At 61.7% G+C, this 24,342-nt stretch carries 20 protein-coding genes; 15 read left to right on the top strand and 5 right to left on the bottom strand.

All coding sequences use genetic code 11. The features are described from left to right. Window positions 1–10 precede the first annotated feature (10 nt). The gene (locus ACTQZK_RS10770; protein WP_114567385.1) at window positions 11–583 is read left to right on the top strand and encodes a uracil-DNA glycosylase; all 573 of its coding nucleotides are present in this window, start codon (window positions 11–13) and stop codon (window positions 581–583) included. An 84-nt stretch (window positions 584–667) separates the two neighbouring features. On the opposite strand, the gene ACTQZK_RS10765 is transcribed toward ACTQZK_RS10770, so the two are convergent. Next, complete coding sequence (locus ACTQZK_RS10765) at window positions 668–1,591, bottom strand: magnesium transporter CorA family protein (protein ID WP_441899644.1); 924 nt, start codon at window positions 1,589–1,591, stop codon at window positions 668–670. Between the two features lie 316 nt (window positions 1,592–1,907). On the opposite strand from ACTQZK_RS10765, the gene ACTQZK_RS10760 reads away from it, so the two are divergent. The 4 genes from ACTQZK_RS10760 (at window position 1,908) to ACTQZK_RS10745 (ending at window position 6,837) form a co-directional block, all read left to right on the top strand. Beyond that, window positions 1,908–2,792 (top strand): sulfide/dihydroorotate dehydrogenase-like FAD/NAD-binding protein, encoded by an 885-nt coding sequence (locus ACTQZK_RS10760; protein WP_216529385.1) that lies wholly within the window; start codon window positions 1,908–1,910, stop codon window positions 2,790–2,792. 1 nt (window position 2,793) lies between these two features. Then, complete coding sequence (gltA, locus tag ACTQZK_RS10755; protein ID WP_114567383.1) at window positions 2,794–4,278, top strand: NADPH-dependent glutamate synthase; 1,485 nt, start codon at window positions 2,794–2,796, stop codon at window positions 4,276–4,278. Between the two features lie 99 nt (window positions 4,279–4,377). After that, the gene (locus tag ACTQZK_RS10750; protein WP_225749772.1) at window positions 4,378–5,718 is read left to right on the top strand and encodes a bifunctional folylpolyglutamate synthase/dihydrofolate synthase; all 1,341 of its coding nucleotides are present in this window, start codon (window positions 4,378–4,380) and stop codon (window positions 5,716–5,718) included. Window positions 5,719–6,315: 597 nt separating this feature from the next. Continuing rightward, a complete protein-coding gene (locus ACTQZK_RS10745) occupies window positions 6,316–6,837 on the top strand; it encodes a hypothetical protein (protein ID WP_216529388.1) in 522 nt (173 codons plus the stop codon). Between the two features lie 88 nt (window positions 6,838–6,925). Here ACTQZK_RS10745 and ACTQZK_RS10740 read toward each other — a convergent pair whose 3' ends face one another. After that, window positions 6,926–7,144 (bottom strand): acyl carrier protein, encoded by a 219-nt coding sequence (locus ACTQZK_RS10740; RefSeq protein WP_114567380.1) that lies wholly within the window; start codon window positions 7,142–7,144, stop codon window positions 6,926–6,928. Window positions 7,145–7,149: 5 nt separating this feature from the next. Further along, window positions 7,150–7,725, bottom strand: a complete 576-nt coding sequence (hpf, locus tag ACTQZK_RS10735) for a ribosome hibernation-promoting factor, HPF/YfiA family (RefSeq protein ID WP_114567379.1) — start codon at window positions 7,723–7,725, stop codon at window positions 7,150–7,152. Window positions 7,726–8,058: 333 nt separating this feature from the next. On the opposite strand from hpf, the gene nhaA reads away from it, so the two are divergent. From nhaA to ACTQZK_RS10705, 6 genes are all read left to right on the top strand, one after another. Next, window positions 8,059–9,858 carry a Na+/H+ antiporter NhaA gene (gene nhaA / locus ACTQZK_RS10730; RefSeq protein WP_216529389.1) on the top strand — a complete coding sequence of 600 codons (1,800 nt, stop codon included), beginning with the start codon at window positions 8,059–8,061 and terminating at the stop codon, window positions 9,856–9,858. Between the two features lie 23 nt (window positions 9,859–9,881). Continuing rightward, window positions 9,882–11,261 (top strand): bifunctional UDP-N-acetylglucosamine diphosphorylase/glucosamine-1-phosphate N-acetyltransferase GlmU, encoded by a 1,380-nt coding sequence (glmU, locus tag ACTQZK_RS10725; protein WP_441899643.1) that lies wholly within the window; start codon window positions 9,882–9,884, stop codon window positions 11,259–11,261. A 304-nt stretch (window positions 11,262–11,565) separates the two neighbouring features. Further along, the gene (locus ACTQZK_RS10720) at window positions 11,566–12,531 is read left to right on the top strand and encodes a ribose-phosphate diphosphokinase (protein WP_114567376.1); all 966 of its coding nucleotides are present in this window, start codon (window positions 11,566–11,568) and stop codon (window positions 12,529–12,531) included. Between the two features lie 204 nt (window positions 12,532–12,735). Further along, on the top strand, window positions 12,736–13,293 hold the full coding sequence (pth, locus tag ACTQZK_RS10715) for an aminoacyl-tRNA hydrolase (protein WP_225749774.1): 558 nt from the start codon (window positions 12,736–12,738) through the stop codon (window positions 13,291–13,293). 506 nt (window positions 13,294–13,799) lie between these two features. Continuing rightward, the gene (locus ACTQZK_RS10710; RefSeq protein WP_441899642.1) at window positions 13,800–15,182 is read left to right on the top strand and encodes a DHA2 family efflux MFS transporter permease subunit; all 1,383 of its coding nucleotides are present in this window, start codon (window positions 13,800–13,802) and stop codon (window positions 15,180–15,182) included. A 5-nt stretch (window positions 15,183–15,187) separates the two neighbouring features. Continuing rightward, window positions 15,188–15,298, top strand: a complete 111-nt coding sequence (locus ACTQZK_RS10705; protein WP_441899641.1) for a hypothetical protein — start codon at window positions 15,188–15,190, stop codon at window positions 15,296–15,298. 71 nt (window positions 15,299–15,369) lie between these two features. Here ACTQZK_RS10705 and ACTQZK_RS10700 read toward each other — a convergent pair whose 3' ends face one another. Then, on the bottom strand, window positions 15,370–16,350 hold the full coding sequence (locus tag ACTQZK_RS10700; protein WP_441899640.1) for a CPBP family intramembrane glutamic endopeptidase: 981 nt from the start codon (window positions 16,348–16,350) through the stop codon (window positions 15,370–15,372). Between the two features lie 215 nt (window positions 16,351–16,565). Here ACTQZK_RS10700 and ACTQZK_RS10695 point away from each other — a divergent pair, with 215 nt between their 5' ends. The 4 genes from ACTQZK_RS10695 to ACTQZK_RS10680 all read left to right on the top strand — a co-directional run bounded on the left by ACTQZK_RS10695 (window position 16,566) and on the right by ACTQZK_RS10680 (window position 22,046). Next, the gene (locus ACTQZK_RS10695) at window positions 16,566–17,069 is read left to right on the top strand and encodes a GntR family transcriptional regulator (RefSeq protein ID WP_441899639.1); all 504 of its coding nucleotides are present in this window, start codon (window positions 16,566–16,568) and stop codon (window positions 17,067–17,069) included. Between the two features lie 9 nt (window positions 17,070–17,078). Further along, window positions 17,079–18,203, top strand: a complete 1,125-nt coding sequence (locus ACTQZK_RS10690; protein ID WP_441899638.1) for a DUF1648 domain-containing protein — start codon at window positions 17,079–17,081, stop codon at window positions 18,201–18,203. 190 nt (window positions 18,204–18,393) lie between these two features. Further along, on the top strand, window positions 18,394–20,262 hold the full coding sequence (locus ACTQZK_RS10685; RefSeq protein ID WP_441899637.1) for an ABC-F family ATP-binding cassette domain-containing protein: 1,869 nt from the start codon (window positions 18,394–18,396) through the stop codon (window positions 20,260–20,262). Window positions 20,263–20,708: 446 nt separating this feature from the next. Continuing rightward, on the top strand, window positions 20,709–22,046 hold the full coding sequence (locus ACTQZK_RS10680; RefSeq protein ID WP_253288204.1) for a helix-turn-helix domain-containing protein: 1,338 nt from the start codon (window positions 20,709–20,711) through the stop codon (window positions 22,044–22,046). A gap of 65 nt (window positions 22,047–22,111) precedes the next feature. On the opposite strand, the gene ACTQZK_RS10675 is transcribed toward ACTQZK_RS10680, so the two are convergent. Continuing rightward, on the bottom strand, window positions 22,112–23,968 hold the full coding sequence (locus ACTQZK_RS10675) for a flavocytochrome c (RefSeq protein WP_441899636.1): 1,857 nt from the start codon (window positions 23,966–23,968) through the stop codon (window positions 22,112–22,114). Between the last annotated feature and the right edge of the window lie 374 nt (window positions 23,969–24,342).

Here is a 24,342-nt window from a genome sequence, read left to right as displayed (position 1 = left end):
GGGGGACCGCATGACCAAACCGCACATCCCTTTGGACGATATTCGCGCGCAGGTGGAAGCGTGCCGGAAGTGCCCGTTGGCCGACGGCCGCACGCAAACCGTGTTCGGGGTGGGGAACCCCGAGGCGCGCGTGCTGATCATCGGGGAGGCGCCCGGTAAGAACGAGGACCTGCAAGGGGAGCCGTTCGTCGGCGCGGCGGGCAAGTACCTCAACGAGCTTTTGGCGGTGGCGGGCCTCACGCGCGAAGACGTGTTCATCGCCAACGTGCTGAAGTGCCGCCCTCCGGGAAACCGCAATCCGCGGCCTGAGGAAATAGAGCTGTGCGCTTCGTATCTGCGCGAGCAGACGCGCACCATCGATCCGGATTTCATCGTGACGCTGGGCAATTTCTCCACGAAGTTCATCTTGAAAACCGACATCGGCATCACGCGCTTGCACGGCACGCTGCAGCGCGCGGGCAAGTTCAAGGTGTTTCCCATCTTCCACCCGGCCGCAGCGCTGTACGACGGCAGCAAGCGCGAGGCGTTGGAAAACGATTTCACCACTTTGGGCGAGCTTTTGCGCGCGGCCGACGCCGAATAGCGTCGGCGCACGCCGTGCGCTATCCGTTGCATCATGCAGCCCCGTCCCCCGGCGAAGATGCCCTTCGCCGGGGGACGGGCGTTTCTACAGCCATTTCTTCCGTTTGAAAATCGCGAGCTCCACCAAGATGATGACGATGGACAGCGCGATGACCGCCTGGTAACCCCACGACCAGTCTATGCCGGGCATGTGCGCGAAGTTCATGCCGAACCAGCTGGTCAGCAGCGTAAGCGGGGCAAAGAGCGTGGTGACCACGGCGAAGAACTTCATGGTGTTGTTCTGCTGTATGTCCATCTGCGCTTGGTACAGCTCGCGCAGCTGCAGGCTGTACTCCTTGAGCGTGAGCGAGCGTTTGAGCAGGCGCTCCACCTGCTTTTGCAGCGAAAGGAACAGGCGCGTTTCTTCGCGCGCGAGCATCTTGTTCTCGTTTTCGGCAAGGCTGCTGGTCATGTCCACCAGCTGCTGATAGTACGTGTCGATGCGCAGTAGCTTGCGGCGGAACAGCAGCATGCGGCGATTGCTTGCGTCCATGCCGCGGTCGATGATGGCCTCCTCGACGTCCTCCATCTGGTCTTCCAAATCTGCCAGAAACGCAAGGTCTCCTTTTATGAGCAGCTTCATGCACTCGAACAGGCAGTGAGCCGTTGTGGGCTGCTTCAGTACGCCTTGTTCGGCAATGGCGCTCAGCAACCGCTCGCACGTACCGCTTTCGTCCAGGAAAACCAGTCGGTCCCTGTCGAGATAGAACGTGAAGCAGGTGGGGTCGTCAAGGATGCGCGCTTTGTCGGGGACGGCGAACGACCCGACCAAGCACGAGGGAAATACGTCGAGATACGTGTTTTCGGCCGAAGCGAGCAAACGAAGCGCTTGCTTCCCCTCTTCGCTCGGCGCGGTTAGGCTGTCGAGCTCCGGGGGCGCTGCCGCTATGGCGACGGGCCGGCCGTGCGCGAGATCCTGCAGGGAAGAGACGGGCGTCATGCGGTTGTCGAGGGCGTAGATGCGTGCCACGGGCTCCTCCTTGGGGTGCGAACATTCGGACGGCTCCACGTTTCGAGCCTACCATGCGGCCTGGACGGGCATACGGTCCGTCAACGGTTCGTTGCCGTTGCCGGCGCCGTTGGCGGGCCGTTGCGACCGCTCGCGCGAGGGGCTTTGCGGAAGGGCGCTCATCCGCGCGCGTCGGATACCTTTGGCCGTGTGGAAACACGTCCGAAACAATACCCCTAAACCCCGTTTGCTATACTGGCGGCCTTATCAAGTTCGAATCGGCACCGATACCCGGTGCTGTTTTTGTTCTGAGACGAGACGAGAAGGGTGAGGGCGAGTGTATCCCATCGAACGAGTTGAGGCGTTGAACCCCGAAGTCACCCGCATGGTTGTGCGGGCTCCCGAGATTGCGAAGAAAATCAAGCCGGGTCAGTTCATTATGCTGCGCATTGACGAGCGCGGCGAGCGCATCCCCTTGACCATGAACGATTGCGATGCGCAGGCGGGCACCGTCACGATCGTGTTTCAGGCGGTTGGGGCAACGACGATGCGCCTAGCGAACATGAAGGCGGGCGATTCCCTGCTGGACTTCGTGGGCCCGCTGGGGAACCCGACCGAGCTTGCCGGTGCGCGCCGCGCGTGCGTGATCGGTGGCGGTTTGGGAACCGCTATTGCGTATCCCCAGGCCAAGTGGCTGTATGAGCAAGGTTGCGAAGTGGATGTGATCACGGGATTCCGTAACGCCGACCTCGTTTTGTTCGAAGACGAGATCAACGCCAGCTCCACGCGTCAGATCATCATGACCGACGACGGATCGAACGGCAACAAGGGCTTGGTCACGCAGGCGCTTCAGCAGCGCATCGACGAGGGCGCGAACTACGACCTGGTGCTTGCCGTGGGCCCGGTCATCATGATGAAGTTCGTGGCGGCCACCACGAAGCCTTACGGCATCAAAACCCTGGTTTCCATGAACCCCCTGATGATCGACGGTACGGGCATGTGCGGAGGCTGTCGCGTGAAGGTGGGCGACGAATATCTGCATGCGTGCGTGGACGGTCCCGATTTCGATGGGCATCTGGTCGACTTCGACGACGCGATGCGTCGCGGGGTGATGTACCGCTCGTTCGAATCGGCGGCGCGGGATGCGGCGGCGGGTCGAATAGCCTCCGAAGGCCGCAATTGCGGGTGCGCGTCTGCGCATGGCGACCGGAAGGGGGCCTAACATGGCGCGGACCAGCTACGAAGTGAACAGGCAGAAGACGATGGTTCCCATGCCCGAGCTGGATCCCGTCGAGCGTGCCAAAACGTTTGACGAGGTCGCGCGCGGGTATTCCGCCGAAGAGGCCATGCTAGAAGCGCGTCGCTGCATTCAGTGCCCGACGCGTCCCTGCGTGCACGGTTGCCCGGTGGGCGTCCCCATTCCCGATTTCATCGAGCAGGTTGCCTTGGGGAATTTCGCTCGGGCGTACGCCATCGTGAAGAGCGCGAGTGCTCTGCCGGCGGTGTGCGGGCGCGTGTGCCCGCAGGAGACGCAGTGCGAGGGCGTGTGCACGCGCGGCAAGAACGGCGAGCCGGTCGGCATCGGTCGCTTGGAGCGTTTCACGTCCGACTGGGCGTTCGAGCATCCGCAGGAGGCCGCCGCCGCGATTGCCCAGCAGCGCGCCGAGGAAGCCGCCGCTCCCGTTGCGGATGCGGATGGCGAAACCGCCGTTGTGCCCCATGTTGACCTTTCGGGCAAGCGCGTGGCCGTGGTGGGATCCGGCCCGGCGTCGCTCACGTGCGCCGGCGAGCTGGCTAAGCTCGGCTGCGACGTGACGGTGCTTGAGGCGCTGCACAAGCTGGGCGGCGTGCTGACGTACGGCATCCCCGAGTTTCGCTTGCCGAAAGACCTGGTTGAGCGCGAGGTTTCCAAGCTGGGAGACAGCGGCGTCTCGTTCGAGCTGAACACGTTGGTGGGCAAGCTCTACGATATCGACGAGCTTTTGAACGAACGCGGATTCGACGCCGTGTTCGTGGGAACGGGCGCTGGCCTACCTGCTTACTTGGGAATCGAGGGCGAAGGGCTCAACGGCGTCATGGTGGCAAGCGAGCTGCTGACGCGCGTGAACCTCATGAAGGCGTACCAGTTCCCTGCGTACGATACGCCGGTGTATGCGGGAAAGCGCTGCGTCGTGGTGGGCGGCGGCAACGTTGCCATGGATGCGGCGCGCACGGCGAAGCGCTTGGGCGCGGACGTCACCGTGGTGTATCGGCGCAGCCGCGACGAGATGCCCGCGCGTGCGGAGGAAGTGCACCATGCCGAGCAGGAGGGCATCCGCTTCCAAATGCTGACGAACCCGAAGCGGGCGATCGGGAGCGAGGACGGCTGGGTGACCGGCTTGGAGTGCGTGCGCATGCAGTTGGGCGAGCCCGATGCAAGCGGGCGCCGTCGTCCCGAGGAGGTTGCGGGCAGCGAGTTCGTGATCGACATCGACATGCTGGTCATGGCCGTGGGATCCAAGACGAACCCGCTTATCGCCAAGACGACGCCCGGCTTGGAGGTTACGCCTCGCAGCCTTATCGTTGCCGACAAGCGCACGTGCGCAACGTCGCGCCGCGGCGTGTTCGCGGGCGGCGATGCGGTGATCGGCGCGGCTACGGTGATCTTGGCCATGGGCGCCGGGAAGCGCGCAGCTGCGGGTATCGCGGAGTATTTGTCGCAGCAGTAGCGGCCGTCCGGCCGCCGTGCTGCTTGCGGGGTGTTGTGCTATCTTGGGGGCGAGCGTTTCGTGCGAAGCGCTCGCTTTCGTTTTGCAGAGGAGCTGATCATGGAATTCGACCCTATCGCCTACATCAACGAGCCGCACTGGCAAGCGTCCCGCCTGGGGCTCGACCGCATTCGCGAGTTGCTGGACCGTTTGGGCCGCCCGCAGGATCGCATGCGGTTCGTTCATGTGGCGGGCACGAACGGGAAGGGGTCGACAAGCGCGTTCCTATCTTCCATACTGCGCGCCGCCGGATTGCGCACGGGGCTGTTCACCAGCCCGTTTATCGAGACGTTCGAGGAGCGGATTCGCGTGGACGGACGTTCCATTTCCTTGGAAGACCTTGCGGCGGTAACGCTGGAGGTCAAAGACCACGCCGAAGCGATGGCCGCCGATACGGGCGATCATCCCACCGAGTTCGAACTGATGACCGCTGTTGCCATCGAGCATTTCGCGCGCAGCGGATGCCAGATCGCCGTGCTTGAAGTGGGGTTGGGGGGTCGCCTTGATTCCACGAACGTCATAGATGCCCCTGAAGTTGCGGTCATCACGCGCATCGGCCTGGATCATACGGCTTTGCTGGGCACCACGCTTGCCGCGATCGCCGGCGAGAAAGCCGGCATCGTGAAAGCGGGTTCGACCGTCGTGTCGTGGCCGCAAGAGGCCGAGGCCATGGCCGTGATCGAGCGCGTTGCGGCGGATTGCGGCGATGCGCTGGTGAAGCCCGATGTTTCTTGTTTGGACGTGCGGCCGGTCGAGCATCGCGTTACGGAAGCGGGGGAGGCGCATGTTCGGCCGTTCTCCTATTGCGGCGAATCGTACGAAACGCAGCTTCTTGGCCGGTATCAGCCGATGAACGCGGCGCTTGCCCTTGAGGCCGTGTTCGCGTTGCGCTTGCGCGGGTGGGATATTTCGGACGAGGCGTTGCGCGCGGGCATCGCGCAGGCGCAGTGGCCGGGTCGTTTCGAAGTGCTGCCAAGTCGGGACGACCGACCGACGTTCGTGATAGACGGCGGGCACAACGCCCAAGGCGCGCAGGCGCTCGCGGATTCCTTGCGCGACGTGTTCCCTGATCGCAAGGCTGTGTTCGTGATCGGAGTGTTGGAGGACAAGGATTACCCCACCATGTTGGAAGCGGTTTTGCCGCTGGGCAGCGCGTTCGTGGCCGTTGCGCCCCCGAACCCCCGCGCCCTTTCGGCGGCGAAGCTGGCGCGCGCCATTCGATGGACGGGGCAAGATCTGCTCGGGTGCTCTGCGTGCGTGAATCCCTACGAAGCGCGCGATTTCGACGACGCGGTGGCCAAGGCTTGCGAACTGGCTGGTTCCGACGGGTTGGTATGCGCGTTCGGCAGCTTGTACAGCATCGCCGCGCTTCGGGCTGCCATGCGTCGAGCGGGCTGGTAGCGCCTGCGCGCCCGTGACTCGATTTGCGGCTTGCTGCCGCGACTCGGCACGCGTCAGGCTGCTGCTACTACTCGGCCCGCGGCTTGCTGCCGCCGCGCGCGAAGGGCTTGCGCACGAAAAGTCTCTCTCGCTGGCAGGTTTTGACGTTTAGGGGTCGTCGAGTTGGGCATCGCGTTTGCCGCCGCGCGACCTGCGTTTTGTTTCCGCTGGTCACAGCGTTGACCTGCTTCGTCGCGCTTTCGGGTGCGCCCGATTCGCAAACTCCGACGACCTCAAACCGTCAAAACCTGCCAGCGAACGCGTTTTTTCGCGCGCAAGTCCTGCCTTTGCCGGGACGGCGCCTCTTCGATACTAACTTGAGGGCGACTTCGCATCTGGAAACGGGCTTCGGCCGTGATTTTTTGCCGACGCAGCCGAATGGCCTATCCAACGTGCGTCCGTTTAGAGTCAAGGACCTCTTCGCAGCCTCTGCAGAAATGAGATTATCTGAGATTTGGAGCAGTAAATTACCGTATCAACGGAAATAGCTCATCGGAGACTACCTAGGCTTGTTGCTATAATTCCTCACCAATAAATCCCCGATGGAAGGAACCATCCATGGCCGTGAATGTGACGGAAGGGAACTCCATATCCGGAAATACGGTAAAGTTCTCATCCTATGCCCTACGTAAATGCCTTATCGGTTTTGGCGCCGTTAACGGTGTGTTGAACGCTGTCATATTCTGGTTCATGCACAGCGGCGATATGACCGTGCAGTTCGATTTCGTTGGTATCGTGGCCGATCTTGCTATCACGGGCCTCATTTTGGGTGCGATTCTGTTCGCATGCGCAGTGCCTCTCACCAAGAGGGATATGCGGGCCGGCGCATTCGTCTCGCCTGAGACGTTCGGGGGTGTTGCGGGTGTCGTTCCGCGCAGTTATGGTGTGGCGATGCTGGTTATAGCCGTCGTCGCGGGAACTTTCATGGGGTTGCTGGGCATTGTCGCCGCATCCGCTCTTTCTGCGCCTATCTCCGCGGCGACCATGATGGCGCTCAAGGGCTGCGCGTGCGCTTTCGGCGGAGCAGCGGCAGGTTACCTGTCTCTGGTGTTCACGGCGCGGTCTTTTGGCGGCAGGTAGGTTGTTTTGCACAGGGCTAGCTGGCGTTAATCTTTTCGACGCATGAAAAAGGACCCCCGAGGGGTCCTTTTTCATGGATGGCGAAGCGTTACAGCGAATCTACGTACTGCACCAGGTCGCCTACGGAGTTCAGGCCTTCAGGCTCTCCGAAGTCGACTTCGCACTTCTCTTCGAGGTCGCAGATGAGCTCTACCATGTCGAGCGAATCGATGCCCAAGGAGTCGAACGTGGACTCTTCCGTCACGTTGGCGGGATCGATGTCCAGGTTCTCCTGCAGCACTTCCTTGATGGTGTCGATAGTGGGCATGAAGCTTAATCCTCCTTTTGCTTGAGCAGGCCGTAGCCGCCGCCGTCACGGCGATACAGTACGTTGACCAGGCCGCTGTCGCGGTCGGTGTAGGCGTAGAAGTCGTGGCCCAGAAGGTCGATCTGAACCAGCGCCTCTTCTTCGGTCAGCGGTGCGAATTCCATTTCCTTCACGCGAACAACCTCGTCGCCGGCAAGCTCTTGCATGAGGCCATCAACGTCGAGCTCTCCAGCAGCGGCGGGCTGGATGCGGATGGTCTCGTCTTCGGCGCGCAGTTTGCGGTCGATGACCTTCGTCTTGTATTTGCGCAGCTGACGTACCACCTTGGCGGCGGCGACGTCGATGGCCGCGTACATGTCTTCTTCGCTTTCTTCAACGCGAATGATGTGGCCCTTCGTGCGCAGCGTCACTTCGCAGACGGCGGGGCGAGGGTTGGCGGGGTTCTTCTCGACGAACAGAACGATTTCGGCTACGAGAGGATCGATGTCCATGACCTTCATGGAATTGCCGATCTTTTCTTCGGCGTACTGACGCAGTGCATCGGTTACAGGCATTTTGCGTCCGGTGACGGTAATGCTCATAGCAATCACCTCTTACCTCGTGGCGAATAAAAAAACAGCTCGATCAAGCGCCTGGCCTGGTCATGCGGGCAAAAAGAAGCTTTTTTCGTCGCATTGCAAGCCGACTCCTTTCGTCGAACTGATAGGAATAGCATAGCGCAAAACCCTTTGTTTTGGAGGGCTATTTTGCACCATGTTATGAAATCGGTTTAAAAACGTAGCGTGGATACAAGGAAGTGCCGGGCGATGATGGATAATACGAGGGTGTTTTAGGGGAGCGCCGCGTGCCCGGCTCCCGCGATGACAGGCAAGAGAGGCGCCCCGGAAGGGTCGCGGGCATGCGCTAAGGCGATTATGACTGATACGAACCAAGAAGGCACTCAGCGTATTTTCATTTCGGAGGTTCAGGGCCATCAGGCTCGATATTGGAAGCTCATCCAGTTCACTCATTCGTCTACGAAGGCTGCGGGCGCAATGCTGCTGGCGGCTGTGGTTGCGCTTGTTGTTGCGAATACGGGCGCGTACGATGCCTTTATCCATTTTTGGCACACGGAAGTGGGCTTTTTCTTCGGGGATGCGTTCGCCGGCATGTCCATGGCGCACATCATCAACGACATCTTCATGGCCATCTTCTTCTTGCTGGTGGGTTTGGAGGTCAAGTACGAGTTGACGGTGGGCGAGCTGACGAACATCCGCCAAGCTCTGCTGCCTATTATGGCGGCGCTCGGCGGCGTGATCGTGCCGGTTGGCATCTACCTGCTGTTCAACGCGACGAATCCTGAAACGGCTCACGGCTGGGGCGTTCCCACCGCAACCGACATCGCGTTCGCTCTGGGCATCCTGGCCTTGCTGGGCAATCGCGTTCCTAGCGGCGTTCGCGTGTTCCTGAGCACGCTTGCCGTGGCCGACGACATCATGGCCATCCTGGTCATCGCCATCTTCTACGGCCAGAGTCCTTCGCTGTTCTGGCTGGGGGCCGCCGCGGCGGTGCTGGTGGTGCTGGTTTTGATGAACCGCAGCCATATTTATTCGCTTGTCCCGTATTTGCTGGTGGGCGCTGTGCTGTGGTACTGCGTGTTCATGTCGGGCGTGCACTCCACCATCGCTGGCGTGCTGCTGGCCTTCGCCATCCCGTCGGGCTCGCGCGTTGACCTGAAGAGCTTCACCGACTGGTCGGGCACCAAGGTGCGGCAAGCGCACGAGGCATTCCAGCCCGAGACGCCGGTTATCGCGCAGGGCAAGTACATCGAGACGGTTTCGTCGCTGAGCCGCGTGGCACGTCAGGTGGTGCCCCCCGCGACGCGTTTGGAGCACAAGCTGTACCCGTGGGTGTATTTCGCCATTCTGCCGCTGTTCGCGCTGACGAACGCCGATGTCAGCTTTACCGGCGTGGACGTTGGGGCCATGCTGACCGACCCTGTCCTGTACGGCGTTCTGCTTGGTTTGCTGGTGGGCAAGCCGCTTGGCATCATGGTGATGAGCTTCGCCATTGTGAAGAGCAAGCTGGCGTCGCTTCCCGAGAACGTGAACTGGGGGCACATGCTGGGCGCGAGCATCCTGGGCGGCGTTGGCTTCACGATGGCTATTTTCGTTGCTAACCTGGCGTTCGACGACGAGGTCCTGGTGGCTACGGCGAAGCTGGGAATTCTGGCGGCGTCGCTTCTGGCGGGCATCATCGGCTTTCTGTTCCTGCTTTTGCAGGCGAAGCGCGCCCATAAGCGCGGCGTGGCTTACCTGTCCACGGCTCGCGAGGACGACGAGAACCTGCAGACGGCCGACCGCGATGCGGCGCGCGAGTACGAGGAAATGCTGCGGGACATCGAGAACCCTCAGATGAAGGAGGAGTTCGCGGCTGCTCATTCGCGGGGCCACATGTTCGAGATCGTGGTCGATCTGGGCCCGACCGGTCTTTTGGGCGGCGGCTCCATCGGGGACGTTCGCGAGGCGCTGCGCGAGGAGGTGGCGCGCGTGCTGCGCGAGGAGGGCAAGGAAGATCTGCTGGAGCAGGTGCAGGAGGATTTGCACGAGAACCAGGATAAGCCTCCGCTGGTAAGCGTGGAGGAAGCCTTGGTGCGCGAAGGCGGCGAGGCGGCTCGACAGCGCGCGTTGCGTCGCGAGGAAGATGACGTTACCGGTATGTCCGGGAAAGAATAGAAGCCACGTTGCGAAGGAATGACATGGAAGCAGCTGCTATCGTTCTAGCTGCGGGTGCGGGCACCCGCATGAAGTCCAAGAAGCCCAAGGTTGCCCACGAGGTGCTGGGAAAACCGCTGGTTCGCTGGGTGGTGGACGCGGCCCGCGAAGCTGGCGTGGACCGCGTGGTTTCCGTGGTGGGGCATGCTCGCGAGCAGGTGATTCCGCTGATCGAGGGCGATACGCAGGCGGTTGTGCAAAGCGAGCAGAACGGCACGGCGGGCGCGGTTCTGGTGTGCGCGGACGCGCTTGCCGACTTCGACGGCTCGCTGGTGGTGCTGTCGGGCGACTGCCCGCTTATCACGTCCCGAACGATTGCGCAGCTGGTCGAGGCGCGCGAGCGCGATAACGCTGCCGTGGTGGTGCTGACCATGGAGCTGGACGATCCGTTCGGGTACGGGCGCATCGTGCGCGACGAGCGGGGCTCGGTGGCGCGCATCGTGGAGCAGAAGGACGCAACGCCCGAAGAGGCGGCTTTGCGCGAATGCAACTCCGGGTTCTACTGCTTTGACGCGCGTGCTTTGTTCGACGCGCTGGCTCAGGTTGGCAACGACAATGCCCAGGGCGAGTTCTATTTGACCGACGTGCTGGAGATTTGCCGCCGTGCTGGCCGTCCGGTGCTGGCGCTGCCGTGCGATGACGCTTCCGAGTGCCTGGGCGTGAACTCTCGTGCGCAGCTGGCTGAGGCCACGAAGCTGCTGCAGCGTCGCATCAACGCTGGTCACATGGCGAATGGCGTGACCATGACCGATCCCGACCAGGTGTGGATCGGACCGGACGTGGTTATCGAGCAGGATGTCGAGCTGCTGCCCCAGACGTTTTTGATGGGGTCCACGCGCATAGGCGAAGACAGCGTGGTCGGGCCGAATTCCCGCCTGACCGACACGGTGGTGGGTCGCGGCTGCACGGTCGACGAGACCGTGGCCGTGGAAGCGCGCCTGGACGACGGCGCGACGGCTGGTCCGCGCGCGTACCTGCGCCCTGCCGCCCATCTGTGCGAAGGCGCGAAAGCTGGCACGCACGTGGAGATCAAGAAGTCCACGGTGGGCAAGGGGTCGAAGGTCCCGCATCTGTCCTACATCGGCGACACGACCATCGGCGAAGACGTGAACATCGGCGCGGGCTCGATCACCTGCAACTACGACGGCAAGAAAAAGTGGCCGACGGTTATCGGCGACGGTGCGTTCGTGGGCAGCGATACCATGATGGTGGCGCCGGTCACCATCGGCGCGGGCGCGATTATCGGTGCGGGATCGTGCATTGCCAAGGACGTGGCGGCCGACGCTTTGGCGTTGACGCGACCCGAGCAGCGCGAGATTCCCGGTTGGGCCGCCAAGAAGCGCGCGAGGCAAGCGGAAGCGTAGGAACGCGGAAAACGGAAACTGCGACGGGGCGAGAGATCGCCCCGTTTTTCATATACGCATTGTCGCCCGAAACGTACGGTTTTTGCGGGAATTCCGTACGTTTCGGGCGACAATGCTCTACGGCGCGCCGGTCGGAGGAGGGGTTGCGACGCCGCGCATGGAAATTCTCTTGCGATCAATCTGCGAAGAAGCGGGCGTTCCCCCTGTGCGACCGAGCCACCTGCGGATACAATGGAGGGAACGGGATAAGGGGTGACGGTCGCGCAGCGCGGCGGCCCATGAGGTGACGCAAAGGAGCGCGTACATGACGGAAGTGCAGAAGAGCATGGCCCTGTTCTCGGGGTCGGTTAACCCCGGGCTCGCCGACGAGATCGCGAAGGACCTGAACGTCTCGCTGGGCAACGTCAAGCTTGAGAAGTTCGCAAACGGCGAAATTTACGCGCGCTATCAGGAGAGCGTGCGCGGCGCCGACGTGTTTCTGATTCAGTCGGTGTGCGGCGCCGACGGCTACGATGTGAACGACGCCCTGATGGAGCTGCTTATCATGACCGATGCCGCCAAGCGCGCTTCCGCTCGCTCCGTGTCTGCCGTGGTCTCGCATTACGGTTACGCGCGCCAGGACCGCAAGGCCGCTCCGCGCGAGCCCATCACCGCCAAGCTGGTCGCCGATCTGCTGGCTGCGGCGGGCGTGGACAACGTGATCACCGTGGATCTGCACCAGGACGCCATCCAGGGCTTCTTCGACCTTCCGGTGAACCACATGACGGCCATGCCCATCTTCGTGGACTATTACAAGTCCATGGGATTCAACCCCGAGGACCTGTGCGTGGTGTCTCCCGATGTGGGCCGCGCGAAAGCCGCCAAGAAGTTCTCCACCATGCTGGGCTGCGACATCGCCATCATGCACAAGGACCGTCCGAAGCACAACCAGGCCGAGATCACGGCGCTGATCGGCGACGTGAAGGACAAGATCTGCATCCTGAACGACGACATGATCGACACCGCGGGATCCTTGGTTGCCGCAGCGGCCACCCTCAAGGCGAAGGGCGCGGCGAAGGTGTATGCCTGCGCAACGCACGGCCTGTTCAGCGGCCCGGCGTACGATCGTATCGCGAACTCCGTCATCGAGGAAGTTGTGGTTACGAACGCGGTGCCCGTGCCGCTTGAGCGCCAGACGGGCAAGATCAAGGTGCTGTCCTTGGCTTCGCTGTTCGCCGAGACTATCAACAACGTGTACAACAACGGCTCGGTGGCGTCGCTGTTCGAGTAGAGAAGTTGCGCTGTTCTGCGAACGGCGTAACAAGTCGACGCTGCGAAGGACCGCGGCACCCCTTCTTCGCGCGATGGCGAAGGTTTGCGTACCGAAGTGCGCTTGCCTTCTCCGTCCCGCGAATCTCGGGCACCGCGGTCCTTCTTGCCGGCTTGCACGTTCGACGCGCAAGCTGAACAACCTGCAAGTGGAAAGCTGATTTTCATGTTCTTAATCGTTGGCCTGGGGAATCCGGGCGAGGAATATGCGCATACGCGGCATAACGCCGGGTTCGACACCGTCGACACCCTTGCCGAGGAGGTGGGCGCGCGCTATTGGAAGACTGAATGCGGCGCCCTGACGGCGAAGGGCGTGTACCGCGATCATGATTTGATTCTGGCTAAGCCGCAGAGCTACATGAACACTTCGGGCGGACCGGTCAAGCAGCTGATGAACGCCTACGGCGTAGACGCGGACCGCGTGGTTGTGGTGCACGATGAGCTGGACATCGATCCGGGCACGGTGCGCGTGAAGTTCGGCGGCGGGCATGCCGGGCACAACGGGTTGCGCTCTATCTGCGACAAGCTGGGAACGCGCGATTGGTTTCGGGTGCGCATCGGCATCGGTCGTCCGCCGGGACGCATGCCCGTGGTGGATTGGGTGTTGTCGCAGCCTAAGAAGGAGGCGGCCGACGATTTCGCTTGCGCGGTGGATCGAGGCGCCCAGGCTGCACTGTCGCTTGTACAGGTAGGCTTGGAGAAGACCCAGCAGACGTTCAACTAATAGGCAAGGTGGGTGCGCGGGTTGACGGCTCGCGCGCCCATCTTGCTGTCGCTTTGGCGCCGTGCGCACGAAAAAACGCTCCCGCTGGCAGGTTTTGACGTTTAGGGGTCGTCGTATCTGGCCGGTTGGTCGCGCGCAAGGGCGCGACGCGACAGCTCAATGCTGTGAACAGGCGAAATGAAACGGAAGCCGAGCGACGACCGGAACAGTGCTCGGCTTGACGACCGCAAACCGTCAAAACCTGCCAGCGGGAGCGGTTTTTCGTGCGCAAGCCTGGCCCTGTGGCCCTGTGGCCCTGCGGCTCCGCGGTCCAGCGACCCCGCGGCTCCGTGGCCCTGTGGCCCGGCGGCTCAGTGGTTCAGTCGAAGTCGACGCGGCTCGTCCGACGAGCAGCGCAAACCGCCTGCAATCGGCGCAAGCGCCTGCGGGCGGTCTTTTCCCTCTACTGCCGAAACGCTTGGGATATACTGGCCTTGCGGGAGCGACGGTTCTGGAGCGGAGGCGGTATGGCGGGCGAAAACCAGGCAAGAAAGCGCGGTGCGGTGTACGCCCTGTTCGCCATCGTGGTATTGGCTTCGGCTTCGGGAAATCTGTCGCAAACAGCGGTGAACGCCATGCTGGGCGACATCATGGGGGAGTTCGCTCTATCTGTTGATCTGGGGCAATGGCTTACGACCAGCTATATGCTGGTGCTTGGGGTAACGGTTCCCGTTGCCACGTTTCTTTCGCGACGGCTCTCGGTTCGCCGTCATGTGTTTCTGGCTCTTTCGTTTTTCCTGGTAGGCGCGCTTGCCGATCTGCTTGCTCCGAACTTTGCGGTTTTGCTGGTGGGCCGCGTCTTGCAGGCGGTTTCCACGGGCTTGCTCATGCCGCTCATGCAGACCATCGCCATGACCAGCTTCCCGCCTGGCCGTCAGGCTACCGCCATGGGCATTGCGGGCGTGGCTATGGGGTTCGCGCCGAACATCGGACCTACCATTGGCGGCGCCATGAGCTTCTCGTGGGGTTGGCGCAGCCTCTTCGTGCTGCTGGCCGCCCTTACGGTGATGCTTGCGATTGCCGCGGCCATTGCCATCAAGCCTGCTTCCGCGCGTGATACGGGCGCACGTCTCGATATCGTGTCGCTGACAATGTCCACGATTGGATTCGGCGGGTTGCTGCTGGGGTTCTCGAACGCAAGCAGCTTTGCACCCAGCAGTCCGTTCATTTGGGCTCCCATCGTGCTGGGTGCGTTGTTCTTGACGTTGTTCGTTCGTCGGCAAAAGCGGGTCGACCATCCGCTTATTACGATGGAGATATTCGCATCGCGCCAGTACACGGCGGGGTTCGTGGCACAAAATCTGCTGAATGCCTCGTTCATGGGCGTTACCCTGATCGTGCCGCTGTATGTGGAAGGCCTGTGCGGCGGAACTGCGCTTGAGGCCGGAGTGGTGCTGCTTCCGGGAACGGTGGCTGCGCTGTTGTTGAATCCCCTGGCCGGCGTGCTGACCGACCGCGTGGGCGTGCGTCCGGTCGCGGTGGTGTCGGGCGTGTTTCTGGCGGCTGGCGCGGTGCTCATGTCGTTTCTGGAATCCGACACGCCGCTTTGGGCGGTGACGCTCTGTCAAGCAGTGCGCGCGGTGGGAGTATCGGGCCTGGTGGGGCCGCTGACTTCGTGGAGCTTGGCGAAGCTGCCGCGCCCGATCGTCGCTGATGGATCGTCGTTTTGCATTGCGGCGCGGCAGGCGTGCGCGTCGCTGGGAACGTCGGTGATGGTGTTCGCCATCACGGCGGTGGGCGCAACATCGGCGGGCGTGGCGGACCCGGCGCTGGCGTATCAGGTTGCCTTCGGATTCTCCGCCGTCATGGCGGTTGCTACGCTCGGGTTTATCGTGGCGAAGGTGCGCTAGAACAGTTGGCATGCGGCGACTGCCACAAGGTTCACGAACCGTCGGTCAATGCTTGCACGCAATGCCATGCCGACGCCGACGTTCCGGATAACTGGAAGGCTTACGGTTCTCGCTAGCCCACGTCCGAGCAGTGAAAGGCCGCGATCCCGTGCTGCAACGGGTCGCGGCCTTCGTGTTGCGCGAAACGCTAGCTTGCAGACGTGCTGTGGGCTCGATCCGCCTTCGTCGTGTTGTCGGGCAGCCCTGCCTTCGGCATATCGAGTGTGCCGGCCCTTTCACGACGGTGCAGGTCCCAGAGCATGAGCGCCGCGACGGCGATGAAAGCACTGCCTCCGATGACGCCGGTGGCCAACGGCCCCACGAAGGGGTTGCCGCCCGTTGCCGAGACCAGCAGCACGGCGCTCAGGAAGCCGTTGATGGCGCCGTGGCCGATGGCTGCGGCCAGGCAGCTGCCCGTGCGCACGGTGACGTACGTCAGGAAGATGCCGATAACGATGCAGAATACGCACATGGCGGCAATTCCCACGAACGGCCAGCCGGGATAGTCCGTGCCGTAGTTGTGCCCGATCGCGGTGATCGGCGCGTGCCAAAGCCCCCAAATTACGCCAGTGACCAGCAGCGTCGGCACAATGCGCAGACGCTCGGACACCTTCGGCACCAGATAGCCGCGCCAGCCCCATTCCTCGCCGAACGTTGTGACGATGTTGAGCGCGGGGGCCAGGAACACGGCGACGGGCAGCTGAACCAGCAGCATGGTACGCAGCTGGTCGGCGGGGATGTTTCCCGCGCCAGCCGCTGCGGCCGCCTGCTGTTGGGCGGCGATCATGGCGGACATGCTGGGGTCGAAGTCGTGCGGAAATGCCAGGTAGTACGCGCCTGCTCCGATGACAGCCAGCGCCGCCGGCGCGAACCATGCCACGACGAACCAGATCGCGGACTTCTTGAACCGCTTGGGTTTGATGACGCTGTTTTTGAAACCTTCGCGCGTGACCAGGCGCGTGATGAGCACGCCCAAGGCGGGGAAGAACATGGCCGCGCCGACGGCAAGCTGCGTAGCCATGGCCGGAACGCCCTCGATGGCGCCCGTTGCGAGTGGATACACAACGCCAAATTCGTATGCCCAGGTCAATATAAAGGTAACAACAAGAAATACCACGATTCGCTTCATGGTGCCCCCCTCTCGATAGGCAAGGTGCGTCAGCTCCGCCTGGGCGCTTCGACCCGTTTCGACGCTGCAACTCGTTTCGGCGCTGCTGCTCGCTTTGCGGCACGCTTCACGCGCGTTGCCCTTGTGAACTTGCATCTTTGTTCCATCTGTTATAGCATAAATATAACAAACAGGAAAGAAATTTTGCGGCGAAATGAAAGTGGGGTGCGATCGACATGATCTTGCGCATCGATCAGAAGGCGGAGGAGCCGCTGTACCTGCAAATACGCAGCCAGATTATCGGCGCCATCGCGCGAGGCGAGCTGGTTGCCGGCCAGGCGCTGCCCAGCGTGCGGTCGCTGGCAAGCGATTTGGGCATCAACCTGCATACCGTGAACAAGGCGTACGCCGTGCTTCGTGACGAGGGATACGTGCTCATGCGCGGTCGGTCGGGGGCGTTCATCGCCGATCCGTGCGAGGAGGATCGGGCCGATCGCATGCAGATCGAGCTGGCGAAAATGGAGGATGAGCTGTTCGAGCTGGCGCTGGCCCATCGTGCGCGTGGCGGCAGTTGGGGCGAGTTTCTGGAATGCGCGCAGGCTCAGGCGGCGCGCGCGTACGGGGCGGGCGAGCGCGCGGATTGCCGAGGGGCGAACCCGTCGGCGTCGGCTGGCCGGTCGGGCGCTGCGCAGTGCGCTACCGTGCGCGGGGGATCCGGGGTTTTCGGGACGGAAGGATAAGGTATCGCTATGGATGCACCTGCAACTGAATTCGCATCGGCGATGCTTGTTCTCACGATGTCGCTGGTCCCGCTGACCGGCCTCATGACGGTGGTGACGCCGTTTCTCATGCGGCGCGGCGAGGTATTCGCGGTTACCGTGCCCGATGCAGCCGCGCGCGATCCGTACCTACGGTCGCTCAAGCGCCAATACGCGATTGCCATGCTGGGGCTTACTACGATTCTGACGGCTGCTGGCGCATGGGGTGCATGCACGCAAAACCCGAGCCTTGTCCTTGCGACGCTTTGCGCGGGTACGCTGCTGATCTGCGCTTGCAGCTACGGGCTGATGTTGTTTTTCCGCGCCAAGGTGAACGCTTATAAAAAGGAGCGCGGCTGGAAGGCCGAAGCGCAGGAATCCGTGGCGGTGGTGGGCGATGCGCCGGTGCCTCGCGCGGTATCGCTCAAGTGGAACCTGCTGTACGTGCCGGTCATGGCCGTTACGCTGCTCATCGGCGCGGTAGGCTATGCGCAGATGCCCGATCTGATTCCGCAGCATGTTAACTTCCAGGGCGAGGTGACGGACTACATGGAGAAATCCCCGTTCGTGGTCCTGGCGCCCGTGCTCATAGTGGCTTTCATGGCGGCTTGCATGGCGTTTTCCCATTGGACTATCCTGCGGTCGAAGAAGCCATCCGACCCGGGTGCGCCCGCCACGTCTGCGCTGGCGTACGGTATGTTCGCGCGCGCTCAGAGCATTCTGCTGGTGGTGGGCGGCCTGATTCTCAGCTTGCTGGGGCCGGTTATGGAGCTTGCGTTCATCGGCGTGATCGGCATAGCTGAAGCGGGCGTGTTCGTGGTGGTGCTGGCGCTGGCGTTGGTGGTGGGATCCATCGTGATCAGCGTGGTGTACGGGCAAGGCGGCGCGCGCGTGTTCGCGCGCATGGGCGGCTCGGAAAAGCTCTTGGCCGACGACGACGAGCACTGGAAGCTGGGCGTGTTCTACTTCAACCCCGATGATCCCAGCCTGTTCTTGCCCGAACGGTTCGGCATCGGCTGGACCATGAACTGGGGACGCCCTGCGGTTTGGGCCATCATGACGGGCGGGTTCGTGTTGACGGTGGCTTTCGTGGTTGCCGTTGCGGTCATGATGTAACGCCTGCTGCACCGTGCGGCGCTTTTCGCGAAAGCGGGCCGACGTTTGCCGTCGCTCGTCGCCGAAGATCGCACGTTTCGTTCGTGAAGGGCGCCATGCACCGCAATGTTGCCGCAGGGCGTTCGCCTGCGTTCTTTCGCGATGGGTTTGCTATCATAGAGCGCGAATACTTTGCGAAGGACGGAATCATATGGCGTTTTTGCTTGGCTGCGAGAAGGTTCGGGTGGAATTCCCGACCAAAGAGGTGTTCGAGAGCGTGTCTCTTGGCGTCGAGGAGGGCGATCGCGTTGGCATCGTCGGACGCAATGGCGACGGAAAATCGACGCTGCTCGCATTGCTGGCCGGTGCGCAAGATCCTGACGAGGGGCGCGTTCTAAGGAACGGGGCCGTGCACGTGGGCGTGTTGGCTCAGTCCGACGCCCTGCGCGATGAAGACACCGTCGAGCGCGCCGTTGTGGGAGATCGTGCTGAATACGAATGGGCGGGCGATGCGCGCATCCGCGAGATCATCGCCGGCTTGGCGTCCGACATTCCTTGGGATGCGCAGGTGGGCACGCTGTCCGGCGGGCAGCGCCGCCGGGTGGACCTGGTTCGCTTGCTTATCGGCGATTGGGACGTGCTTGCGCTCGACGAGCCTACGAACCACCTGGACGTGCGCGCCATCACCTGGTTGGCCGACCATCTGAAGCGTCGTTGGCGGCAGGGACAAGGTGCCCTTTTGGTTGTCACGCACGATCGTTGGTTCCTTGATGAAGTGTGCACGAGCATGTGGGAAGTGCACGACAAGGTGGTCGAGCCGTTCGAGGGCGGGTACTCGGCGTACATCATGCAGCGCGTCGAGCGGGATAGGCTGGCGGCATTGGCCGAGCAGAAGCGGCAGAACGCGCTGCGTCGCGAGCTGGCTTGGCTGTCGCGTGGTGCCCGTGCTCGCGCAACGAAGCCGAAGTTCCACGTGGCCGCGGCTCAGGAGCTGATCGCCGACGTTCCTCCCTTGCGCAACGAACTGGAGCTCAAGCGCATGGCAATGGCGCGCCTAGGCAAGCAGGTGGTGGATCTGGAGCACGTGACCGTGCGCTTTGACGGCGCCGATCAGCCGATTCTCGACGATGTGGAGTGGATTATCGGGCCGGGCGACCGCTACGGCATCGTGGGCGCGAACGGCGCAGGTAAAACCACGCTTCTACGCACCATTCAAGGATTGCAGGCGCCTACGTCCGGTTTGGTGAAGATTGGCAAGACCGTGCGTTTCGCTGTGCTGTCCCAGCATTTGGACGACTTGTCCAGCTTGGGAGACGATCGCGTGCGCCAGGTTGTCGGACGCTACAATCGCCGTACGATGCTCGACGGCAAGGAGATGACGCCCGGTCAGCTGCTGGAGCGCCTGGGCTTCACGAACGCCGACCTGAACGAGCCGGTGTGCGATTTGTCGGGTGGTCAAAAGCGCCGCCTTGCCTTGATGTTGATTCTGCTGGATGAGCCGAACGTGCTCATTTTGGACGAGCCGGGCAACGACCTGGATACGGATATGCTTGCCGCGGTGGAGGACTTGCTGGATGCGTGGCCCGGCACGTTGCTGCTGGTCACGCACGATCGCTACCTTATGGAGCGCGTGACCGATCATCAGTTTGCCGTCATCGACGGCAAAATCCGCCATCTGCCGGGCGGGGTCGAGGAATACCTGCGAATGACAGACGGCGGTCCGATCGGCAACGGCGGTGCTCAAGCGTCCAAACAGGCTCCGACTGGCGGCGGGCGCGCATCGGCGAGCGCTGCGGGCCGATCGGACGGGGGCGGGGAGCCTGCTTCGGATTCGGCTTCCGCGGGCGCTTCTCTTTCGGGTGGGGAGATTCGCACGTTGCGCAAGCTGATGCAGTCGAACGAGCGGAAAATGGACACGCTGCGCAGCAAGATCGAAGGAGTGCGAGCGGAGATGTCGACGGCGGACCCCTCCGACTTCATGGCGCTCGGCGATTTGCAGGCGCGCATCAACGATCTGGAGGCGCAGGTGGACGCGCTCGAGGAAGAGTGGCTCGAAGCAGCGGAAAAGCTCGGCGAATAGGGCGCCGGGCCGGAGCCTCGGCAACGGCTCGGGGCTACGCGCAATAAGCGAGGGGCATTGTCGCCCCAAACGAACGCTTTGGCGCTGAAAACCGTCCGTTTGGGGCGACAATGTTCTCCGGCGTGCACCCGCACGGTGCCCGCCTCGGCCGGATGGTTGGGTGGGCTGCAGCGCGATTCCGAAGTGGATGCAAGGGGCGCACCGTGGCTGTCCGGGGTTCGTCTGGCTCGTTTGAAGCGCTATGATACAATGCGCGCATGGGACACGGGGAGGATAGCGTTCGCTCGTCGACGTGCGGGGCTGATCGGTATTTGCATACCGGTTCTCTTCTCGCGTTTAAAGCCACGTATCTAACGGGCTTCGTCCTTGCCTTTCTCGGAATTGGGCTTTACCGACTTTGGTATCAATTCAATTTCTACAATCTTCACTTTTCAGCTGATGTCGGAATGATAACGGTAGGTGCGAACATTGCTCGCGTTGCTGTTATCGCCGTTCTGGTCTTTTTGGTCTACAAGGCGGGCTTTTCGCGGGCGACGCGGGGTGTATTCGTATGGTCGGGTTTTCTTCTCATGACCGCTTCGAGTCTTCTGTACCTGCTTGACTTGTTTTTCGATAGTACGCAGTTCGAGGCGTTGCGCGTGGTGGTCGGCGGCGTTGGGCTGGTTGGCGGTGAAATTCTATGGATATTCTTTTTCGAGCGATTGAGGCCTGGCGAGGTGTTTTTCTATGCTGCCGGAGGGCTGGCCCTTTCATGCGTGCTCTCGTTGTTGATGGGCTACCTGGATGACGTGGTTGCAGGCATGATCAACTTGTTCGTTCCGGCGCTTTCCGTTTTCGCCTATTGGCAGGCTATGTCGGAATTGGATCGACGGGATAGGTTGAACGATCCGCGAGGGCCCTACGTGGTGAACAAGGAGGATTGCCTGTACGAGGAAAAGGATCTTTTAAAAGGTGTTTTGCAAGTTGCCGCAGCCTTTTTTCTGTATGCTTTGCTGCTGGGCATGGCGTTGGGGTATCCGGACGGTCGGCTACGCGAGCTTTCGCAAGCGGTTCGATCGATTCATCAGGTGCTCGTTGTTCTGATAATAGCGGTTGTTGTGTGGTTCGTGCTTGTTCGGGGGCGGGCATTCAAGCTGTCGGGGTACTGGCTGTTCCAAAATGCGCTCATGATGGCGAGCATCTGCTTTCTTATGAGCGGATGGGATGGTTCGGAAGAATCGAGTACGTTTTTGCTGGCGAATGCGGTCACCTGTTTCTACATTCCGCTGGTAGTGTTCATATGCTTTATCGGGCGACACGTCCATTGGCCAACGACGCTGGTATATGCCGCGTTGTACGGAGGGTCGTTGCTGTGCATGGCGGTTGGCCGTTTGATCGTGTACGCGGTGGGTCCAACGCTCGACCATAGTCTTTGGCTGCTCATCGTGATGGCGCTTGTGGTGCTAGTTGAAGCGACGTTGATACTGCGGCCTCACTTCATGGGGGATCACCCCGTTGGGTTCGAGCTTGATCGAATGGCGGAATGTGCGCCGTCCGAGCCTCAGGCGGCGCGCGAGGAAGATACCGTTGGAGCGTTTGCGGCAAATTGCGGATTGAATGAAACAGAATCAGCCATTGTTGCCCTGATTGCGCAAGGACGGAGCCGGAGCTTTATCGCTGAGGAACTGAACTATTCCGAGAATACGATACGAAACTACACGCGCACGGTTTACCGAAAAGCAGGCGTGCACTCTAAGCAGGAGCTTCTTGATAAGGTGTTGGACGGATCTCGCCCTCGGTCTTAAAGCGGCGAGTGCTCGACCTACTTGACGGCCGAGCACTCATATCGATTGCCGGGTTGCGAATGGGGTTAGGCTCCAAGCGCGTTTTTCGCGGCGTTCGTGCCGGCGGTTCGACCGAACGTGACGCAATCGGCTATAGCGTTTCCTCCCAACCGGTTGCTGCCGTGAATGCCGCCGGTGCATTCTCCGCACGCGAACAGGCCTTCAACCGGAGATCCGGAAGGGGCGAGCGCTCGGGTATCCACGTCGATGCGGACGCCGCCCATAGTGTGATGGACGGTGGGCACCTTGCGGCATGCGTACCAAGGCCCTTCGGTCAGTTGCTGGTCGGCGGTGTTTGTCGCCTTGAATCCGAAGGGATCCTCGGCTTCTCCGGACACTGTTTTGTTATAGCCGTCGATGGCCTCCTGCAGTTTGACTGCGTCCATCTTGGTTTTGCTGGCCAGGTCTTCAATGGTTTCCCCTTTGACGATGTGGCCGAGGGCGAGCATGTTCTCGATGGTTGCCCCGTTCGCATCAGGTTGCGTTTCCGAAGGATATCGAACTTTGTTAACGACGATCCAGTACGTGGAATCGGGCTGCGCAAAGATGGCCTTGCACAGGGTGTCGCGCTCGGCTCCTTCGTTGACGAAACGTTCGCCGTTTTTGTTCACGAAAATGCGATTGCGTCCTGACGTGCGGATGTCCTCCATAAGCCCGGTGCCTGGCGTGCCGCATGGATGTAGTTGGATATCGGGCAATCCCACCAGTTCTGCGCCGGCCGCTTCGGCCAGCTTGAGGCCTTCGCCTTGCGCGCACGGCTTGATGTTCGTGCAGCCTATGGAGTCATCCAGTTTGACATCGGCCCATACGCCGGTGTTGACGCGCTGGCGATACTCGACGTTTGCTCCGAATCCGCCGGTTGCGATGACGACGGATCGAGCCTGAACCGTGACGGGTTGCTTGCCGCGATGGACGGCCTTCACGCCCGCAACCTTGCCGCCCTCGGTTATGAGCTCCTGTGCTTGCATTTCGTTGAGAAGGGTCAGCTGATCGGGGTGATCTTCGATGAACTTTTGGAAAGACCGAATATACGTGTTGCCCGAAGGGGTTGCGGGATAATGACTGCGTTCTCCCAGGGAGCCGGTCGCCGAACCTACTTCGGGCTTGAATTCGACGCCGATCGACTCGAGCCAATGGACGGAATCGAGCGCGTTGTCGGTGAGGTATCGGATGAGCTCGGGCGTGCCTTGGCCGTGCCCTCCCTCGTAAGTGACTTCGTAAAACTTTTCAGTCGAATCTTCGATGCCCTGCTTTTGTTGACGCTCGGGGTCTACTGCGTTGAGCGCGCCTTCCGATACGTTTGTAGAGCCTCCGGTGATTCCGCATTTTTCGATGATGACGACTTTTGCTCCCGCTTGGGCTGCCGAAATTGCCGCGGTCAGCCCGGCTCCGCCGCCGCCGATCACGCAGACGTCGGCTGTATAGGAATCTTTGACGATATCTTCCGGCCCGGTGGCTTTCTCTAAGTCTTTGGCGGCTCCTGCCTGTCCCGCGCACTCTTTCACTCCTTGTTGCAGGCACATGCTGGACAGCGTGGCGCCGGTCACGGAATCCACGTTGAGCGTTTGGTGCTCTATGATTTGGCTTGCCAAGTCCTGAAGAGCCGATGCCCCTACTCCTAGAGATTCCTGGTTCGTGCTGGCATCGATGGCTGTGATTGCGGTGTCGGAAAACGTCACGTCGATGGTGAACGGAGCATTGTGCCCCGTCACTTGGGCGCTGTACGTGCCGGCCGTCCAGCTGCCGCCGCTCTTCCCCCCTGATGCGGGAGCCGTGCAGCCCGCGAGCCCAAGGCTTGTTAGGCCTCCGTACACGCCGAGAAACGCTGCGCCTTGCAAAAACGTTCTTCGACTTATAGAGGAATGTGTTTCCTGTTGGGTCATGATGCCCCTCCTTTCGCCCGTTTGAAAACGGGCTTTACGTGGTCCCTGCATCTTGGGACTCTACGGGCGGGAGGGTGCCACGGGATAGACGCAAAAGGTACTTTGCCCTGTCCAAAACGTACTTTTTGACGAATCTCATTCCTGCAGACGCCGGTTTGCGGTGCGCGGTTCGGTCAGATGGGTCGGCGTGAGCCTTGCGGCGAGGCTGGTCGTGCGACAGCGGCTTGACTTTGCTGTGAGCAGTGAGCGAAGCAGCGGAAAAGCTCGGCGAATAGGGCGCCGGGCCGGAGCCTCGGCAAAGGTCAGGGGCTGCAACCCCGGCAACAGCCAGGGGCTACGCGCAGTAAACGAGGGGCATTGTCGCCCCAAACGGA

It is taken from the genome of Paraeggerthella sp. LCP19S3_G8 (assembly GCF_052119225.1).
GTDB classification, from domain to species: Bacteria; Actinomycetota; Coriobacteriia; order Coriobacteriales; family Eggerthellaceae; genus Paraeggerthella; species Paraeggerthella hominis.
This window is presented reverse-complemented; position numbering and strand designations above follow the sequence as displayed.

Coding starts and splice junctions, on each gene's coding strand:
- ACTQZK_RS10770 (WP_114567385.1), top strand. CDS start 11: ATGACCAAACCGCACATCCCTTTGGACGATATTCGCGCGCAGGTGGAA.
- gltA (WP_114567383.1), top strand. CDS start 2,794: ATGGCGCGGACCAGCTACGAAGTGAACAGGCAGAAGACGATGGTTCCC.
- ACTQZK_RS10750 (WP_225749772.1), top strand. CDS start 4,378: ATGGAATTCGACCCTATCGCCTACATCAACGAGCCGCACTGGCAAGCG.
- ACTQZK_RS10745 (WP_216529388.1), top strand. CDS start 6,316: ATGGCCGTGAATGTGACGGAAGGGAACTCCATATCCGGAAATACGGTA.
- ACTQZK_RS10740 (WP_114567380.1), bottom strand. CDS start 7,144: ATGCCCACTATCGACACCATCAAGGAAGTGCTGCAGGAGAACCTGGAC.
- hpf (WP_114567379.1), bottom strand. CDS start 7,725: ATGAGCATTACCGTCACCGGACGCAAAATGCCTGTAACCGATGCACTG.
- nhaA (WP_216529389.1), top strand. CDS start 8,059: ATGACTGATACGAACCAAGAAGGCACTCAGCGTATTTTCATTTCGGAG.
- glmU (WP_441899643.1), top strand. CDS start 9,882: ATGGAAGCAGCTGCTATCGTTCTAGCTGCGGGTGCGGGCACCCGCATG.
- ACTQZK_RS10720 (WP_114567376.1), top strand. CDS start 11,566: ATGACGGAAGTGCAGAAGAGCATGGCCCTGTTCTCGGGGTCGGTTAAC.
- pth (WP_225749774.1), top strand. CDS start 12,736: ATGTTCTTAATCGTTGGCCTGGGGAATCCGGGCGAGGAATATGCGCAT.
- ACTQZK_RS10710 (WP_441899642.1), top strand. CDS start 13,800: ATGGCGGGCGAAAACCAGGCAAGAAAGCGCGGTGCGGTGTACGCCCTG.
- ACTQZK_RS10700 (WP_441899640.1), bottom strand. CDS start 16,350: ATGAAGCGAATCGTGGTATTTCTTGTTGTTACCTTTATATTGACCTGG.
- ACTQZK_RS10695 (WP_441899639.1), top strand. CDS start 16,566: ATGATCTTGCGCATCGATCAGAAGGCGGAGGAGCCGCTGTACCTGCAA.
- ACTQZK_RS10690 (WP_441899638.1), top strand. CDS start 17,079: ATGGATGCACCTGCAACTGAATTCGCATCGGCGATGCTTGTTCTCACG.
- ACTQZK_RS10685 (WP_441899637.1), top strand. CDS start 18,394: ATGGCGTTTTTGCTTGGCTGCGAGAAGGTTCGGGTGGAATTCCCGACC.
- ACTQZK_RS10680 (WP_253288204.1), top strand. CDS start 20,709: ATGATAACGGTAGGTGCGAACATTGCTCGCGTTGCTGTTATCGCCGTT.
- ACTQZK_RS10675 (WP_441899636.1), bottom strand. CDS start 23,968: ATGACCCAACAGGAAACACATTCCTCTATAAGTCGAAGAACGTTTTTG.